The sequence below is a fragment of the Kaistella carnis genome (assembly GCF_003860585.1).
Lineage (GTDB): Bacteria > Bacteroidota > Bacteroidia > Flavobacteriales > Weeksellaceae > Kaistella > Kaistella carnis.
This window is the reverse complement of the sequence record NZ_CP034159.1, coordinates 1,323,463-1,340,778: the sequence shown is the minus strand read 5'-3', so window position 1 is coordinate 1,340,778 and position 17,316 is coordinate 1,323,463. Positions and strand designations below refer to the sequence as shown.

The 17,316-nt window shown below is 37.7% G+C and carries 15 protein-coding genes; 5 read left to right on the top strand and 10 right to left on the bottom strand.

Going from position 1 to position 17,316, the window contains the following annotated elements:
* Nucleotides 1-50: 50 nt before the first annotated feature.
* Both EIB73_RS06030 and EIB73_RS06025 read right to left on the bottom strand, forming a co-directional pair.
* Nucleotides 51-1,157: an IS91 family transposase gene (locus tag EIB73_RS06030; protein ID WP_125023599.1), complete on the bottom strand. Its 1,107-nt coding sequence runs from the start codon at nt 1,155-1,157 to the stop codon at nt 51-53.
* Nucleotides 1,141-2,082, bottom strand: coding sequence for a tyrosine-type recombinase/integrase (locus tag EIB73_RS06025; RefSeq protein ID WP_125023597.1), 942 nt, complete (start codon nt 2,080-2,082; stop codon nt 1,141-1,143). Before EIB73_RS06025 ends, EIB73_RS06030 begins: the two co-directional genes overlap by 17 nt.
* Nucleotides 2,083-2,593: 511 nt before the next feature.
* On the opposite strand from EIB73_RS06025, the gene EIB73_RS06020 reads away from it, so the two are divergent.
* Nucleotides 2,594-2,842 carry a hypothetical protein gene (locus tag EIB73_RS06020; protein WP_031504859.1) on the top strand — a complete coding sequence of 83 codons (249 nt, stop codon included), beginning with the start codon at nt 2,594-2,596 and terminating at the stop codon, nt 2,840-2,842.
* Nucleotides 2,843-3,090: 248 nt separating this feature from the next.
* Here the strand turns inward: EIB73_RS06020 and EIB73_RS06015 are convergent, their stop codons facing one another.
* A complete protein-coding gene (locus tag EIB73_RS06015; RefSeq protein ID WP_125023595.1) occupies nt 3,091-4,197 on the bottom strand; it encodes an IS91 family transposase in 1,107 nt (368 codons plus the stop codon).
* Complete coding sequence (locus EIB73_RS06010) at nt 4,181-5,122, bottom strand: tyrosine-type recombinase/integrase (RefSeq protein ID WP_125023593.1); 942 nt, start codon at nt 5,120-5,122, stop codon at nt 4,181-4,183. Before EIB73_RS06010 ends, EIB73_RS06015 begins: the two co-directional genes overlap by 17 nt.
* 293 nt (nt 5,123-5,415) lie before the next feature.
* Between EIB73_RS06010 and EIB73_RS06005 the strand changes: the two genes are divergently transcribed.
* A complete protein-coding gene (locus tag EIB73_RS06005) occupies nt 5,416-6,141 on the top strand; it encodes a M949_RS01915 family surface polysaccharide biosynthesis protein (RefSeq protein ID WP_125023591.1) in 726 nt (241 codons plus the stop codon).
* A gap of 399 nt (nt 6,142-6,540) precedes the next feature.
* On the top strand, nt 6,541-6,834 hold the full coding sequence (locus EIB73_RS06000) for a putative quinol monooxygenase (RefSeq protein WP_031503611.1): 294 nt from the start codon (nt 6,541-6,543) through the stop codon (nt 6,832-6,834).
* Between the two features lie 454 nt (nt 6,835-7,288).
* Here the strand turns inward: EIB73_RS06000 and EIB73_RS05995 are convergent, their stop codons facing one another.
* From EIB73_RS05995 to EIB73_RS05980, 4 genes are all read right to left on the bottom strand, one after another.
* Nucleotides 7,289-7,849, bottom strand: a complete 561-nt coding sequence (locus tag EIB73_RS05995; RefSeq protein WP_125023589.1) for a Crp/Fnr family transcriptional regulator — start codon at nt 7,847-7,849, stop codon at nt 7,289-7,291.
* Nucleotides 7,850-7,930: 81 nt separating this feature from the next.
* Entirely contained in the window at nt 7,931-8,929 is a 999-nt protein-coding gene (locus tag EIB73_RS05990) for an alpha/beta hydrolase (protein ID WP_125023587.1), read from the bottom strand.
* 114 nt (nt 8,930-9,043) lie between these two features.
* Entirely contained in the window at nt 9,044-9,943 is a 900-nt protein-coding gene (locus tag EIB73_RS05985) for a 3-hydroxyacyl-CoA dehydrogenase (RefSeq protein ID WP_125023585.1), read from the bottom strand.
* 65 nt (nt 9,944-10,008) lie between these two features.
* Entirely contained in the window at nt 10,009-11,916 is a 1,908-nt protein-coding gene (locus EIB73_RS05980; RefSeq protein ID WP_125023583.1) for an oleate hydratase, read from the bottom strand.
* A gap of 1,278 nt (nt 11,917-13,194) precedes the next feature.
* Here EIB73_RS05980 and EIB73_RS05975 point away from each other — a divergent pair.
* On the top strand, nt 13,195-14,238 hold the full coding sequence (locus tag EIB73_RS05975; RefSeq protein WP_125023581.1) for a tyrosine-type recombinase/integrase: 1,044 nt from the start codon (nt 13,195-13,197) through the stop codon (nt 14,236-14,238).
* Nucleotides 14,239-14,377: 139 nt separating this feature from the next.
* Nucleotides 14,378-14,986, top strand: coding sequence for a hypothetical protein (locus EIB73_RS05970; RefSeq protein WP_125023579.1), 609 nt, complete (start codon nt 14,378-14,380; stop codon nt 14,984-14,986).
* A gap of 244 nt (nt 14,987-15,230) precedes the next feature.
* Here EIB73_RS05970 and EIB73_RS05965 read toward each other — a convergent pair whose 3' ends face one another.
* Nucleotides 15,231-16,337: an IS91 family transposase gene (locus EIB73_RS05965; protein WP_125023578.1), complete on the bottom strand. Its 1,107-nt coding sequence runs from the start codon at nt 16,335-16,337 to the stop codon at nt 15,231-15,233.
* The gene (locus tag EIB73_RS05960) at nt 16,321-17,262 is read right to left on the bottom strand and encodes a tyrosine-type recombinase/integrase (protein WP_125023575.1); all 942 of its coding nucleotides are present in this window, start codon (nt 17,260-17,262) and stop codon (nt 16,321-16,323) included. The genes EIB73_RS05965 and EIB73_RS05960 overlap by 17 nt, the downstream gene beginning before the upstream one ends.
* Nucleotides 17,263-17,316: the final 54 nt, after the last annotated feature.

The window sequence follows — 17,316 nt, the reverse complement described above, 5'->3', positions numbered from 1 at the left end:
TCACAGACTTCTTTTTACTTTTAAGATATAAAATCCCTTACCCACAAAATTTATTTTGCAGACGAGGCATTGAAAACGGCAAGAAAATCCTGTGGCGGTCCTCTTTGTCCGAAAAGCGCGATGGTGATCAAGTTTCCTTCTTTACAACACCGGCATTTTCTGAGCAAAGTTTGAGGTACAAAAACAGTTCTTTTCACTTCTAAACTTTCTTGTAAATCCTGAAGTTTTCCACGCTTCCAGCAGCTGCTCAAAATCCCGTAATGTCGGATTCTCACAAATCTTTTAGGCAAAATATGAAGACTAAATCTGCGCACAAATTCAGTATTCGATAAGGTCATTTCCTTTTTTTTACCGCCTTTTCTGTAATCTTTGTACCCAAAACGAACTTCTTTATCGGTAACTTCTTTGATGCGATGATTGCTGATCGCAACTTTGTGGGTATATCTTCCTAAATATTCAATCACCGATTTCGGACCACCAAAAGGTCTTTTCGCATAAACCACCCAGTTTTTGGTGAAGAGTTTGTCCATTAAATCCTGGTCTTTAATTCCGGAAGCTCTTAATAAAGCCACGAACTTTGCGCGGAAAACTTTGCTCATCGCTTTTACACAGAAGAGATATTTATCGGTTCTCATTTTCTTTTTCCATTTTCCATTGTGGTCAATTCCGCCACCCGGAACAATGCAGTGCAAATGCGGATGAAGACTTAAATTCTGTCCCCAAGTATGCAAAATCGCAATCATTCCCAGTTGGATTCCCTTATTTTTACCAAACTGATTTAATGTTGCCCAAGCCGCTTCAAATAAGGTTTTGTACAACAATGCCGGTTGAGAGATCGCCAAACCATTGAGTTCTTCGGGCAAAGTAAAAACCAAGTGATAATAACTGCACGGCAATAATTCCTGCTCGCGTTTCAGGATCCATTCTTCTCTTTTATGACCTTGACATTGCGGACAATGCCGATTACGACACGAGTTGTAACTGATGGAAATATTTCCACAACCATCGCACGCATCGATATGACCACCCAAAGCAGCAGTCCGGCAACACGACAAAGCCCGAAGCGTTTTCTCCTGATGAACCGTAAAATTCTGAGCCGATAAATTGATTTTGCGAAGAACGTCGGCAACGCTTCCGCCTTTACTTCGGGTTTCCATTTTTACTGCATAAAGCGAAAACGGTATCCAAAGGACTGTGCGGTTTTTGATCTGACAACTGACAGACATGAAGATATTCCATCGTCGATTCGATTCTTTCATGACCCAAAAGTTTTTGAACCATAATGATCGAAACTCCATCTTCCAATAAATGCGTGGCAAAGCTGTGTCGCAAAGTGTGAGTATGAACAACTTTGGTAATTCCGGCTTTTTTGCTCACCGTTTTGATGACCCATTGAACGCCTCTTTGGCTGTATCTGGAATCGAAGTCCAGTCTGTTTGTAACTACCTGATCAATCTCTTCAATATTTCTATTTTGATTTCCATTGAATAAATATTGCGTCGGATTTTCCACTGAAATAAAGGTTTTCAGTCCCCGAATTAAATGTTCGGATAAAGGAACATAACGGTCTTTTTGACCTTTACCCTGAACAACATGCAGCATTTGTCGGTCAAAATCAAGATGATGAAGTTCGATATTCCTCACTTCCATACATCGAAGTCCACACCCGTAAATCAGACCGATGAGCAGTTTGTGTTTCAACAATTGAGCAGTTTGCAACATGCGCCAAACTTCCTGACGGCTTAAAATAGTCGGCAGTTTTTTGACTTTTGGAATAGCGGGAAGATGCAGAAAACTATAGGGTAAACCTTCGGCTTTCAGAAGAAACCGCAGTCCATAAACCGTATGTTTAAAGTAAGTCTGGGAAGGTGTTTTGCTGCGCTGTTGAAGTTCGAAGAGATAATCTTTGATGTCTTCCGGATCTAATTCCGTAGGAATTTTACCGAAATGAAGCGCTACGACGGCAACATGCCTGGAATAATTATCAAAGGTTCTGGGACTTTTTCCCTGGATTGAAATATTTCTTTCGAAACGTTGTATCAGTTCCGAAAAACCATTAACTTCGCTCGAAGCGCGATTCAAAATTTTGTTCGTTCTTAAATCCTCCGGAGATTTTTTTTTGTAGCCATTTTAGAGATTTTATTTTATGTTATGATCAAACAAAGTTAATAAAACAGCCTCAGGAAAAGCTACCGGAGGTTTAGTTCAACATAGTATTTGCAAAAGGCGAGGTTGAATCTATAAAACCACCACTTGATTCCTTTAGCCGCAGCTGCTTTTCATATTGTTTTTTTGCTTAATTTAGACAATCTGAAAAAGCATCTGCTCCGGTTGGTCGAAATTGAACTTTCAGTTAAATTTAGCCCGCCCTTCGCAAATACTTTTTCCGTTATGTGCAATGCTATCAAAATATCGTCATAGAGAGAAAATTTTCATTATCTTGAAAAAAAATATCTGAAAAATGAATGGAAAAATAAGATTGAAATTAAATGAGAAATCTTCCTTTTTTCTTATTGCTGTTAATATATTCAACTTTGAGAAACCAGAAATTAAACTAAACTTAAAATAAAATAACCTTCAAAAAAAATAAAAAATGGATTTAAAAAAAGTATTTTTATATGTTGCTTGTCTTGTTCTTTTGATAAAAGGCGGAAAAACTATTTGGGAATTAATAAATTTTAATCAGATTATGGAATTAAACGACGTAGCAAATTCAACTGCCTACAAAATTGGCTTTGTTGTGGGAATGCTAGTCGAAGTAGTAGTGTTTTTTGGTCTTATTAAAATCATTTACGATTATTTTTTGAAAGAAAAAGAAATGACCTCAAATACTATAAATTAAAAAGCACTGCACATAATAACTAAGCTTTCGTCTTGTCCGCAGGACACGAGATGAAAGCCTGTTGAACGGAACCTTCGGTGGCTTTTTCTCCCCAGTTGGTCACCTTATGGAGTTATCGATTTTAGAATTTAGGATATTAGAGCAGTTTTTTAGAAGGACTGCTTTTTTTGGGATCTGAGGTGAGGTATTTTCATGCACTCACCGGCTTTTCGTTACTTTTAAGATATAAAATCCCTTACCCACAAAGTTTATTTTGCAGACGAGGCATTGAAAACGGCAAGAAAATCCTGTGGCGGTCCTCTTTGTCCGAAAAGCGCGATGGTGATCAAGTTTCCTTCTTTACAACACCGGCATTTTCTGAGCAAAGTTTGAGGTACAAAAACAGTTCTTTTCACTTCTAAACTTTCTTGTAAATCCTGAAGTTTCCCGCGTTTCCAGGAGCTGCTCAAAATCCCGTAATGCCTTATTCTTACAAACCTTCGAGGCAAAATATGAAGACTAAATCTGCGCACAAATTCAGTATTCAATAAAGTCATTTCCTTTTTCTGACCTTCTTTGCGATAATCTTTGTACCCAAAACGAACTTCATGATCCGTAACTTCTTTGATGCGATGATTGCTGATTGCAACTTTGTGAGTGTATCTTCCTAAATATTCGATGACTTGTTTTGGGCCACCAAAAGGTCTTTTCGCATAAACCACCCAGTTTTTGGTGAAGAGTTTGTCCATTAAATCCTGGTCTTTAATTCCGGAAGCTCTTAATAAAGCCACGAACTTTGCGCGGAAAACTTTGCTCATCGCTTTTACACAGAAGAGATATTTATCGGTTCTCATTTTCTTTTTCCATTTTCCATTGTGGTCAATTCCGCCACCCGGAACAATGCAGTGCAAATGCGGATGAAGACTTAAATTCTGTCCCCAAGTATGCAAGATCGCAATCATTCCCAACTGCATCTGTTCTGTTTTGCCGAACTGATTTAATGTTGCCCAAGCCGCTTCAAATAAGGTTTTATACAATAATGCCGGTTGAGAGATCGCCAAACCATTGAGTTCTTCGGGCAAAGTAAAAACCAAGTGATAATAACTGCACGGCAATAATTCCTGCTCGCGTTTCAGGATCCATTCTTCTCTTTTATGACCTTGACATTGTGGACAATGCCGATTACGACAGGAGTTGTAACTGATGGAAAGATTTCCGCAACCATCACACGCATCGATATGACCACCCAAAGCAGCAGTCCGGCAATACGACAAAGCGCGAAGTGTTTTTTCTTGATGAACCGTAAAATTCTGAGCCGATAAATTGATTTTGCGAAGAACATCAGCAACACTTCCGCCTTTACTTCGGGTTTCCATTTTTACTGCATAAAGCGAAAACGGTATCCAAAGGGCTGTGCGGTTTCTGGTCCGACAATTGGCAAACATGAAGATATTCCATGGTGGATTCAATTCTTTCATGTCCCAGAAGTTTCTGAACCATAATGATAGAAACTCCATCTTCCAATAAATGAGTGGCAAAGCTGTGTCGCAAAGTATGGGTATGAACTTCTTTGGTGATGCCGGCTTTTTTTGAGATGGTTTTAATCACCCATTGAACGCCTCTTTGGCTGTATCTGGAATCGAAGTCCAGTCTGTTTGTAACTACCTGATCAATCTCTTCAATATTTCTATTTTGATTTCCATTGAATAAATATTGCGTCGGATTTTCCACTGAAATAAAGGTTTTCAGTCCCCGAATTAAATGTTCGGATAAAGGAACATAACGGTCTTTTTGACCTTTACCCTGAACAACATGCAGCATTTGTCGGTCAAAATCCAGATGATGAAGTTCGATATTCCGGACTTCCATACATCGAAGCCCGCACCCGTAAATCAAACCGATAAGCAGTTTGTGTTTCAGCAATTGAGCAGTTTGCAGCATGCGCCAAACTTCCTGACGGCTTAAAATAGTCGGCAGTTTTTTGACTTTTGGAATGGCTGGAAGATGTAGAAAATCGTAGGGTAAACCTTCTGCTTTCAGAAGAAACCGAAGTCCATAAACCGTGTGTTTAAAGTAGGTTTGAGAAGGTGTTTTTGATCGCTGTTGAAGTTCGAAGAGATAATCTTTGATGTCTTCCGGATCTAATTCCGTAGGAATTTTACTGAAATGAAGCGCTACGGCTGCTATATGCCTGGAATAATTATCAAAGGTTCTGGGACTTTTTCCTTGGATTGAAATATTTCTTTCAAAACGTTGTATCAGTTCCGAAAAACCTTTAACTTCGCTTGAAGCGCGATTCAAAATTTTGTTCGTCCTTAAATCCTCCGGAGATTTTTTTTTGTAGCCATTTCATGAGTTTTTAAAAGGTTAATAAAAACAAAGTTAATGAAACGGCGAATCGGAAAAGCTACCGGAGGTTTAGTTCAACATAGTATTGGCAATAGTGCGGAGGAATCGCAGGTTTATCCATTTTAGATGTTCCGAAGAGTAATTTAAAAAAGAAAGTTTCCGCGTTAAAGCCGCACCATCGCCAATACCCAGCCGTTGGGCGATATGCTTAACTAACAGCTGTCCAAAAATTGAAACGATAGAAAATGAAACAACTAATCATAATACTGGCAGTTTTTCTTTTCCAATCTTGTGGAAACGAAACCAAAAATCGCCAACAGACTGAACCTGAAAAAAAATTAGAAGATAACTCGGTTTTGACTTCTGAAATTAAAAAAATCAACCCTATTATACTTAACGTCAGTGAACTTCCTAACGATATAAAATATGAGGGAAAAATTGTAAATGCAATCAAGTGGACGGATAACTTGGGAGAAAACATTGTCATTACAACTGAAACAGGTATTTATGAGAGTAAAAAATTCAAACACGAAAATGACGGAGGAGATGCAGAAATTTTTGCCTATCATTTTATTGTAGAAAACAACAATGCTAAACAAACTTGGAAAGTTTATGACTACATAAGTGATTGTCCTGTTGATATTGTTGCTGAATTTATTGATAATACGTTTCAAATAACTGACCTTGACAATAATGGAGTTGCTGAAATATGGTTGATGTATAAAACTGTTTGCCACGGAGATGTAAGTCCTTCTGATATGAAAATCATAATGTATGAGGGACAGCAAAAATTTGCAATAAGAGGTGAAAATAAAGTTATGCACGGAATTGATGATGACGGAAATGAGATGTATATGGGAGGAGAATATAAAATTGACAAAGCCTTTTCTGATGGACCAAAAGTATTTTTAGATTTTGCAAAAAAACTTTGGAACAAAAATATAATTGAAACTTGGAAAAATAAGTATTGAAAACAGCACAATCGCACAATAGCCAAGTTTTCGTTGCGTGCGAAGCACGAACAATGAAAACCCTGTTGAACGGAAGCTTCGGGAGCTTTTTTCAGCATTACGGGCTTATCGACGAAGGATTTTAAAGATATTGAAGAGACTTCTAGAAAAATCTCTTTTTTTTGGTCGTTTCCATTTTTTAGAAACTTTCTACAATAACGTTAAACTCTCCGAGGAATCGGATGAAATATTTTATGATGAACAAATTCTGATGGGAGAGAACATTAGAAAATTGGCTGATTTTCGATGATCAACGTTAACGTTATTTAACATCTTTTGTGTTTTTTAGACTGGTTTATAAAACCTATTTTTGTTATAAAGAGTTGAAGAACACTCTTGATAACATTAAAATTTTAAATTATGGAAAAGTTTGCAATATTAGCTAGAGTAGAAGCAAAACCGGGTAAAGAAAATGAAGTATTGGAATTCCTAAAGTCCGCCTTGCCGCTTGCGGAAGGTGAGCCAGGAACTGTAAGATGGTATGCTTTACAAATTGGCCCTTCTACTTTTGGTATATTCGATACGTTCGAAACTACAGATGCAAGAGATGCTCACTTGAATGGTGAGATTGCAAAGGCTTTAATGGCCAATGCTTCTGAATTACTTGCTAAAGAACCTGTACTTGAAATGGTAGATCTACTAGCAGTAAAGTAAGCAATCGAACACAAATTTTTAATACAGTTAAATGGAGCAAGGCATTTCCCCAGCTCCATTTTTTTGTATCATTTTATGAAAGGTTGAAGCTGTGCTATGTGAACAGCGTTAATCCTGAAAATGTTCCCGTATCGATTTCTAATGATGATGTGCTTAGATGAAAAGAGTATCAAAAGCGGATCATGAGAAGAAAAAGACCAACCGCTAATAACCAGAGTTTCCATGCACTTGCAAACCCAACATGATGCTCCTGTTGAAAGCAAGTCCTGCAAGCTTTTGGAACCTTTCAGATTGACTGTCAGCAGAGATTTTAAAGAGATTTTGAAAAAAAGTCTCTTTTTTTGTGAATGCTTATTCCTTTATCCCGCCTGAAGAATAAAATCTTTACAAAATGTACAATTATTTTTCACACCGCCACTCAAGCAGCATCTCTGTCTGTACTTTGATATCTTTTCTAAACCTCACTTCTGATCCTACTTAAAGTTTCCTGAGAAATGCCAAGATAAGAAGCTATCATCCCAAGAGGAGCACGCAAAAGTATATCAGAATTTTCTTCCAAAAGCTGAATATATTTTTCCTTTGCCGTCATATACTGCAAGGAATTGATGCGCCTTTCCATATTCGACATCAGAAGCCCCAAAACACGACGGCTGAAATTGGCGATGGTGAGCGAAGTTTCGCAGAGTTCTTCCATTTTCGAGTAAAGGAAAAAGACAACTTCACTGTCTTCTATCGCTTCAATGGAATGCCGCGCCGGAATTTTCTCAAAAATGGTGTCTTTATTGGCCAGAATGCTGTTTTCAGGATAAAAATTGGTGGTGATGTCTTTTCCTTTTTCAAAATAAAACGAGCGCAGAAGTCCTTTTTCTACAAAATACACCTTGCGGTTTAAAGTGTTTTGATCGCTGATAACGGTACCCTTTTTCACAGAAATTTTTTCGGTCTGGGTGTTCAGAAAACTGCGGATATCATCGTCGATGGTGATGTAGGTGGCAAGCATTTCGGGAAAAGTCATCAGGATTCAATTTGTACAAAAATAAAAATAATGGCCCACAAATGAGGCATTATTCACAAACTAAACATTAAAAATAAACTATTAAAAATCAATCTCTTGTAACCACCTGAAAAGTTCGTCATACAATTTTATGCGCACCGGTTTTCTGGAAAGCACCAAATCGTGAATGCCTCCTTTTACGGGAACTATCGTGACATTCCCCTTAAAATTTTCAGCATTTTTATGAATATCATTCACGTTCAGGATGATATCGGTGGTCGTTACTTCCTCATTCCAGACTTTGGGATAGCCCGATTTTTCAGAATGCATCACCAATACCGGAACCTTGAGTTCTGCGTTGCGGATGTCTCTCTGTGCACGGTGAATAGCGCGGATAAAGCCAAAATTCACTTTCCCGTTGGCATTGGGTTTCAGTTTTAAATCATAATTCCATTCGCCCTTGAAATTTTTATGCAGGCTTTCACCGTATAACGTGGAAAATCCACCGCCAATTTTCGTGTCAGGATAATGTTTTCCCAAACCACTGATGATGGGAACCCCAATTTTTTTTGCCATAAACCCCATATTGAAATCGTAAAACGGACTGTTCACCCAAAGTCCGGCAATGTTCGGATTTTCAGTATGATATTTCATATACCGTGTCGTAATCAAGCCGCCGGTTGAGTGTCCTGCCAACAGAATTTTGTTATGATTTTCGGCACCAATGATTTTTAAAGCCTCATCGATTTCGGCATTGTACTCGTCCAGATTTCTGACATTGTTAAAAGTTTGATGCGGCAAATAAGAACGCCCATATTTTCTTAAATCCAAAGCATAAAAGTCAAACCCTTTTTCATTGAATTTTTCGGCCATTTCTGCCTGAAAAAAATAATCGTTAAACCCGTGAATATACAACACTGCTTTATGGGTGGGACTTTCCGCTTTTTTACGGATGACTGTTGCGGTAACTTTTCCTTCGTAATCGTTTGGAAAATTCAATGTTTTCTGCTCAAAACCGTTTCCCAAAATATCCGGCTTATATTCCTGCGAGAAGAAAAACCCCGAAAGGAAAATCAGCAGCAGTAAAAAGTTCTTTTTCATTGTCCAGTTGTTTGTTAACGGAAAGTTCGGGCTTCTTTTGAAATTTGGCTTTGACATTTATCAAAAAAAACGCCCGGAAATTTCCGGACGCTCTTTCTATAATAATGAAAACTTCTATTTCAAAAAGTCTTTACCCTGAAAAGTGGGGTTGGGATATTTATAAAAACCTTCGCCGCTGGAAACGCCAAGTTTTCCGGCATCGATAAACTGATTTTTCAGCACGTTGACAAATTTCATTTTTTCCTCATTTCCTGAGCGTTCCGATTCGGTTTTAAAAATGTGGTATACCGTTCCCAAACCAACCACATCCAAAATACCGAACGGTCCTATTGGCGAACCGGTTCCGAGCATCCAGGTTTTGTCGATGGTTTCAATGTCCGCAACGCCTTTCGCATATAAAGTGATTCCTGAACTCAACAGCGGCACCAAAAGCGTATTGAGAATGTAGCCAGGCTGTTCTTTTTTCAGTGGCAGCGCAATCATTCCGATTGATTTGGCGAATTCCACGAGTGTTGCAAATACTTCGGGATCGGTCTTTTCAGTGCCCATAATTTCCGCCGTGTTGTGTTTCCAGATTTCGTTGGCGAAATGCAAAGCGAGAAATTTTTCCGGCCTTCCGGTTTCATCCATCAATAAACTTGGCAAAAGCGTGGAAGTATTGGTGGCAAAAATGGTTTTTTCGGGGGCGATTTTGGATAAATTTCTGTAAAATTCCTTTTTAATGCCGATACTTTCCGGAATGGCTTCAATCAGCAGATCCGCATCGGAAACCGCGTCGTGAAGGTTGATTGAAAACTGCAGTTTTTGATAGGCTTCTTCCAGTTTTTCGGATGAAATCTGCAGGTCCGATTTGTATCGGGGCAGAAAAGTGTCAATCAGTTTTTTGGATTTTTCAATGGCTTCCCCATTGATGTCGTAAATGGTCACGTCATAGCCGTGCAGTGCGGATTGGAAAGCAATTTGCGAACCCAAAACGCCGCTTCCGGCTACGGTAATTTTTTTTATTGTTGTCATTTTTTTTTAAATTTTAGAAAACCTTAGAGGTATTCAAAACCTATAAGGCTTTTCAGGTTAAATAATTACTCCCCTTCTTGCTTATGCTCAAAGAGACTTTTTAGTTTGTCCCACTGCTGCGCGAAAAAACCATCGGCTTCGTCGTGCGAAATTTCCGGCAGAATATGCTCGAAATAGGTATCCTTCAAAACTTTATTCAGAATTCCGCTGCCCGGAAAACCTTTGCCGTCGTTCAAAGTATTGGCGGCTTTTAACAAATGACGGATGTCGTATTGCAACGGATTGATATCAGGGACCTGTTTGTTACTGTCAAGAAGTTCATAAACCGCAATTCTTGCCGTTCTTACTGAACTTTCCATTGTAAAAACTACATCGTTATTGGTTTCCACAAACTGTCCTACCAGTCCGAGATTCACACAGCCATCGGGAACAACCTGTGGACGGTCACCTTTTGCACGCGGTAAAAACATGGAAGTGATATACGGCATGTAAGAGGTTTTCACGATCGTATTTTCTATGATATTATCCAGTTGATTTTCAATTCCTAAATGATAGGCCAACTCTGCCAAAATCTCGTTTCCAGTACATTCCGGCATTGTTTTCTGAACGTAATTTCCTTTTTCTTCCATCAGCAAAGCATACACCCAGATGACCAAAACATCATCCGGCTGATTCGGGAAATGAGGCTGTCTGTTGCAGGTAAAACTCATCACCCAGTTGCTGTCGGTAATCGAAATAATACCTCCTGTAACGGTTTTGCCGGAATAGGGATCGTTCACCGAATACTCTTTCAGTTTTTCTACAAAAGCAGACGGTTTACAGGTAAGCGTTGCCGACATCCATGCCGATTTGGAAACATCGGAATTGAATTTTTCAGGTTTGCCAAAAACTTCAGATTTTTTTGCCAGATTGTTCCAAACTGTCCATCCTTTTGATTTTCCGGAATTTTCTTTGGTAAAATCTACCAAGGGTGCCGTAACATTATCGCCGTAGCGTGTGTCTTCCGTCATAGAGCCGGTTGTGACGATCACAAAATCATTTTCGCGTACTGCAATGTTCACTTCAGAACCGTTCTGTTCGGTAATAATATTTCTGACAGTTTTTTTATCGCCTGCGATTTCGATATCCAGGTCTTTTACCACGGTATCAAACTGAATTTTGACGCCCAGTTCCTGTAAATGTTTCCGTAAAGGAACTACGAAGGTGTCATACTGATTGTATTTTGGAAAAACCAGCGAGGAAAGGTCATTCAAACCGTCAATAGCGTGCAGGAAACGGTGAAAGTACAGTTTGAGTTCCAGTAAACTCTGCCAGTTTTCGAAAGCAAACATGGTGCGCCAAAACCACCAAAAATTACTTTCTAAAAATGTTTCGGAAAACCAGTCTTCTATGGTTAAATCATCCAGTTCTTCCTTTTTCGCGAGCAGAAGTTTCATCACCGCCCACTGGTCTTTTTTGCTAAGCCCGAATTTGCTGAAATCCTTTACTTCGCCTTTGTTGTGAATGAGCCTTGCTTTGGAATGGTTGCGGTCGTTGTCGTTTACAATCCGGTATTCATCGAGCACGGAATAAGGCTTGGGAAGTTCCAAAGCGGGAATATCCTGAAACATATCCCAGAAATTTTCGTAGGTAAAATCCATTTCACGTCCGCCGCGAATAATGTATCCGGTTTGTGCGTTTCCGGAGCCGTCCAAAGAACCGCCTTCAATTTGGAGTTTTTCCAAAAAAGTAATATTTCCGGCAGGAATTTGGCCATCCCGAATGAAATAATAGGCAGATGAAAGTCCGGCGATTCCGCTACCTACAATATAAACTTTGCTGTCTTTAAATTTGCCGTCCGGAAGTCCTATATTTCTTTGGTAATTCCCAATCTGATCGGGAAAAGGCATTGTGTCGGTGGGAACATTCTGCAGGCGCGTTTGGCTTGCATCGGGTTGGTGATTGACTTTTCTGTGATTTTCGGTTGTGTTCATAATTAATTTTTTTGTAGATTAATGATGACTCGAAGGTACGACCGCAGGTTTTTTTATCTTTTGACATTTGTCAAAAAGTGATTTTAACTGAAAGGAGCAAAGTTTAATAGGAGTAAGATCTACTTCATTTTTCGAATAAATAACATCACAAAGATTTTGTTCTTTTCCTTCAATTTGGAGTATTTTGCATCGGTAACCAAACCTTCCTCGAAATCGTTCAATAGAATAAATAATCAATGGGGTTTTTGTTTTTTTATGATAGCCGAGATAACCACGCTGTAAAACCCTATAATTTTTCAAGTTTTGTTCCAGTGCTTTGTACATTGCAAAATCCATATTTTATTTATTTAGTTATTTAAGTGTTTATTTATTACGTTATTTCATTAATAGTATTAACGCTCACTAGGGAAATATAATGTTGAATTTTCCAACCAAACTGTAAGTTCAAATATTGCGATTGAAGCCGACTGAAAGTAATGCAATAAAATTATATTCAGATTTCCATCTTGAAGTTCCATCGAAAATGCAATATCATCAATTTTGTTATTTTCCCAACTTGAAAATCTTCATTAAAGACTTGCGGGTTTTTTAGTAGTTCTATGATTTGGTTAACAATTGTAAATGCGTTTTTTGCTTGTAAGTAATGATCTAGGGTAGTGGTGACAAAAAGATTTTTCATGATGATAATTATTTAGTTAATTAGTGCTTTCGTTATTAGTCCATTTATTTTATTCGTTATTTATTTGGTAATGAAGATGCTTTTTTCTTTTATCATACCTATCTACCATGGATTAAGGAAATTTGAGGTTTTTAAAAAATATAAATGAACGATGCGCTTTTATCTTTATTCGTATAATGGCGGTGTCTTTTTCTTTGCTTAATGATTAAAAAAATGCGAACAATTTCTAGAACTGAAACGACGTGGCAGCCCGAAATGAATTTGCCTGGAAGGGTAGGTGGGTTCGTCAATATTTAAATTTTGTTTTAGAATAAATATTGATGGATTCCCAAATTCATTTTTTTAGGAAGATTTTCCATTTTTAATTTTGCATGCAGAAAAACACCAGAAATAGGAGAAAAGGATAAGAGCTTCCGATTTTAGATATTTTAAACCTTAATGGGTGATATAAATTTGCTTTTTAGTTTTACTTACCTACGATGAAAATAAATTTCCGAAACGTTGGACAACATTCATCTCAATAGACGCCAAAATTGATAACCATATATAATCACGTAGTGGTCAAATTTGATTATCTTTATTTCTTAAAATCAGGCATTATGATTTGGTCTGCAAAATTAATCAACCATAGAAATGAGGATCGCATTGGTGTAAAGTTCGAGAAAGATAAAGAGTTGATCCAACGGATAAAACTAATTAGTGGAGCGCGATGGAGTCAGCAGAAAAAACTATGGCATATTCCGGATACACGGGAAAATAGAGAACGGTTTCAAATCGCACCGGAAGAAGACACCGTACTTTCATCGGAGGGTCGAAAACATCACGATTTATTTATACGGTGGCTTTCTTCCAAAAGATACAGTCCAAATACAATCAAAACCTATTCTGATGCACTACGATCATTTTTACTTTACTATAAGTCAAAAGACGTTTGTGAGCTCACCAATGCAGATGTTCTTGATTTTAATAATGATTACATTTTGACAAAAAAATTATCTGCGTCTTACCAGAGCCAGATCATTAGCGCTATAAAATTATACTTTAGAACAATACGGGAAACAAAAATAGAAGCCGATAAACTTGACCGCCCTAAAAAACCAAAGACATTACCAAATGTTTTGAGTAAAGAGGAAGTTAAGATCATCCTCGAGGCTCATGCTAATTTGAAACACAAAATGATGCTTTCTTTAATCTACAGTTGTGGTTTACGATGCAGCGAATTACTCCAGCTAAGACCACTTGACATCGATTCTAAACGGAATATTGTTCTGATTAAGCAAGCAAAAGGTAAAAAAGATAGAATTACGCCTTTATCTCCAAAGATTTTAGAATTATTGAGAGCATATTACCAGCTTTACAAACCAAAAACTTTTTTATTTGAAGGTCAAGAACCAGGCAGTAATTATTCTGCAAAAAGTCTTCAGAGCGTATTAAAACAAGCATTACGAAAATGCGATATAAAAAAGCCCGTCACTTTACATTGGTTAAGGCATAGTTATGCCACTCACTTATTAGAAAGCGGCACTGACTTGCGATATATTCAAGAGTTATTAGGACATAACAGCAGCAGAACGACAGAAATCTATACGCACGTAAGCACAAAAAGTATACAACAGATCAAAAGTCCGTTTGATGATTTATAAAGAAAAAAAATATATCTTAGTCATCAGAAATAAGTCTCACGGAAATCAGACAAATCACTACCAAATACGTTGTATTTGTCTGACGAAGTAAGACATATAAACGAGTTAGGCGACATTTTATAAAAATACCGATAAAAAATTGAATAAGAATACATTATCCAGATTACAAGAGTTAAAAAATGGAGTAGAAAAACTTCCAAATATATTATTATCTGAATCTGATTTTAACAATTATTATGGTGGCAAAACTGAAGAAGAAAGAGCTATAATTGATAACAAACTAGCAAAAATTCATGAAGAAAAAAATAAACTAATGAGGCAAATTATTGGTTTTTTTAATGCAAATCTTGATGAAAATAGCAATTATTATACAAGTTTAAGTAGAATAACATTTAGACCAAAAGAAGGTATTTATAATGTTGGACATTATAAAAATGATGAAGCTTGGAGAAATGACAAAAACAACTTATTAAATCTTCTTGATATATTGGAAAGTGAGATAAAAGAAACTATGAAAAAAACTCCTGAAACTTCTGAAAACATATTCAAATCTCCACTTTTTTGGACTATACTGCCAATTGCAGTTGGCTTATCATATTTTTTAGGAACATATAAAGCTGAATTTGATAAATCTGAATTAGAAAAAGAAAATGCAAAACTCAAAACAGAATTAAATGAAACAAAAACTCAAAATTCAAATCTGAAAAAAGAATATAATAATCTCAAACAAAAAAGTAAGATAAAGTAAAACGTCGCCTAATAACTAAGCTTTCGTCTTGTCCGCAGGACACGAGATGAAAGCCTGTTGAACGGAACCTCCGGTGGCTTTTTCTCCCCACTTGGTAACCTTATGGAGTTATCGTTTCTAGAATTTAGGATAATAGAGCAGTTTTTTAGAAGGACTGCTTTTTTTGGGATCTGAGGTGAGGTATTTTCATGCACTCACCGGCTTTTCTTTACTTTTAAGATATAAAATCCCTTACCCACAAAATTTATTTTGCAGACGAGGCATTGAAAACGGCAAGAAAATCCTGAGGTGGGCCACGTTGTCCGAAAAGTGCGATGGTGATTAAATTTCCTTCCTTGCAACACCGACATTTTTTAAGCAAAGTTTTCGGTTTTACTTCTGTAATCTGGATTTTTAAATCTGATTGTAAATCCTGAAGTTTCCCGCGTTTCCAGGAGCTGCTCAAAATTCCGTAATGCCTTATTCTTACAAACCTTCGAGGCAAAATATGAAGACTAAATCTGCGCACAAATTCAGTATTCGATAAAGTCATTTCCTTTTTCTGACCTTCTTTGCGATAATCTTTGTACCCAAAACGAACTTCATGATCCGTAACTTCTTTGATGCGGTGATTGCTAATGGCAACTTTGTGCGTATATCTTCCCAAATATTCGATCACTTGTTTTGGTCCGCCAAAAGGTCTTTTGGCATAAACGACCCAGTTTTTGGTGAAGAGTTGATCTATTAAATCCTGGTCTTTAATTCCGGAAGCTCTTAATAAAGCCACAAACTTTGCCCGAAAAACTTTGCTCATCGCTTTTACACAGAAGAGATATTTATCGGTTCTCATTTTCTTTTTCCATTTTCCATTGTGATCAATTCCACCACCTGGAACGATGCAGTGTAAATGAGGATGAAGACTCAGATTCTGTCCCCAAGTATGCAAAATCGCAATCATTCCGAGTTGCATCTGTTCTGTTTTACCGAACTGATTTAATGTTGCCCAAGCTGCTTCAAATAAGGTTTTATACAATAATGCCGGTTGAGAGATCGCCAAACCATTCAACTCTTCAGGAAGCGTAAAAACCACGTGGTAATAACTGCAAGGCAATAATTCCTGTTCGCGTTTCTGAATCCATTCTTCTTTTTTATGACCTTGACATTGCGGACAATGCCGATTACGACACGAGTTGTAACTGATGGAAATATTTCCACAACCATCACACGCATCGATATGACCACCCAAAGCAGCAGTCCGGCAATACGACAAAGCGCGAAGTGTTTTTTCTTGATGAACCGTAATGTTCTGAGCCGATAAATTGAGGGTACGAATGACTTCTGCTACACTTCCGCCTTTACTTCGGGTTTCCATTTTTACTGCATAAAGCGAAAACGGTATCCAAAGGGCTGTGCGGTTTTTGGTCAGACAACTGACAGACATGAAGATATTCCATGGTGGATTCAATTCTTTCATGTCCCAGAAGTTTTTGAACCATAATGATAGAAACTCCATCTTCCAATAAATGAGTGGCAAAGCTGTGTCGCAAAGTATGGGTATGAACTTCTTTGGTGATGCCGGCTTTTTTTGAGATGGTTTTAATCACCCATTGAACGCCTCTTTGGCTGTATCTGGAATCGAAGTCCAGTCTGTTTGTAACTACCTGATCAATCTCTTCAATATTTCTATTTTGATTTCCATTGAATAAATATTGCGTCGGATTTTCCACTGAAATAAAGGTTTTAAGTCCCCGAATTAAATGTTCGGATAAAGGAACATAACGGTCTTTTTGCCCTTTACCCTGAACAACATGCAGCATTTGTCGGTCAAAATCAAGATGATGAAGTTCGATATTCCGCACTTCCATACATCGAAGTCCGCACCCGTAAATCAGACCGATGAGCAGTTTGTGTTTCAGTAACTGCGCCGTTTGAAGCATACGCCAAACTTCCTGACGGCTTAAAATAGTCGGCAGTTTTTTGACTTTTGGCATGGCTGGAAGATGTAGAAAATCGTAGGGTAAACCTTCTGCTTTCAGAAGAAACCGCAGTCCATAAACGGTGTGTTTAAAGTAAGTTTGGGAAGGTGTTTTGCTGCGTTGTTGAAGTTCGAAGAGATAATCTTTAACTTCTTCCGGATCCAATTCAGTAGGAATTTTACCGAAATGAAGCGCTACGGCGGCAACATGCCTGGAATAATTATCAAAGGTTCTGGGACTTTTTCCCTGGATTGAAATATTTCTTTCGAAACGTTGTATCAGTTCCGAAAAACCATTAACTTCGCTCGAAGCGCGATTCAAAATTTTGTTCGTTCTTAAATCCTCCGGAGATTTTTTTTTGTAGCCATTTTAGAG

What these genes read in the sequence shown, in the direction of transcription:
- EIB73_RS06030 (WP_125023599.1), bottom strand. Translation starts at nt 1,157, where the DNA reads ATGGAAACCCGAAGTAAAGGCGGAAGCGTTGCCGACGTTCTTCGCAAA.
- EIB73_RS06020 (WP_031504859.1), top strand. Translation starts at nt 2,594, where the DNA reads ATGGATTTAAAAAAAGTATTTTTATATGTTGCTTGTCTTGTTCTTTTG.
- EIB73_RS06015 (WP_125023595.1), bottom strand. Translation starts at nt 4,197, where the DNA reads ATGGAAACCCGAAGTAAAGGCGGAAGTGTTGCTGATGTTCTTCGCAAA.
- EIB73_RS06005 (WP_125023591.1), top strand. Translation starts at nt 5,416, where the DNA reads ATGAAACAACTAATCATAATACTGGCAGTTTTTCTTTTCCAATCTTGT.
- EIB73_RS06000 (WP_031503611.1), top strand. Translation starts at nt 6,541, where the DNA reads ATGGAAAAGTTTGCAATATTAGCTAGAGTAGAAGCAAAACCGGGTAAA.
- EIB73_RS05995 (WP_125023589.1), bottom strand. Translation starts at nt 7,849, where the DNA reads ATGACTTTTCCCGAAATGCTTGCCACCTACATCACCATCGACGATGAT.
- EIB73_RS05990 (WP_125023587.1), bottom strand. Translation starts at nt 8,929, where the DNA reads ATGAAAAAGAACTTTTTACTGCTGCTGATTTTCCTTTCGGGGTTTTTC.
- EIB73_RS05985 (WP_125023585.1), bottom strand. Translation starts at nt 9,943, where the DNA reads ATGACAACAATAAAAAAAATTACCGTAGCCGGAAGCGGCGTTTTGGGT.
- EIB73_RS05980 (WP_125023583.1), bottom strand. Translation starts at nt 11,916, where the DNA reads ATGAACACAACCGAAAATCACAGAAAAGTCAATCACCAACCCGATGCA.
- EIB73_RS05975 (WP_125023581.1), top strand. Translation starts at nt 13,195, where the DNA reads ATGATTTGGTCTGCAAAATTAATCAACCATAGAAATGAGGATCGCATT.
- EIB73_RS05965 (WP_125023578.1), bottom strand. Translation starts at nt 16,337, where the DNA reads ATGGAAACCCGAAGTAAAGGCGGAAGTGTAGCAGAAGTCATTCGTACC.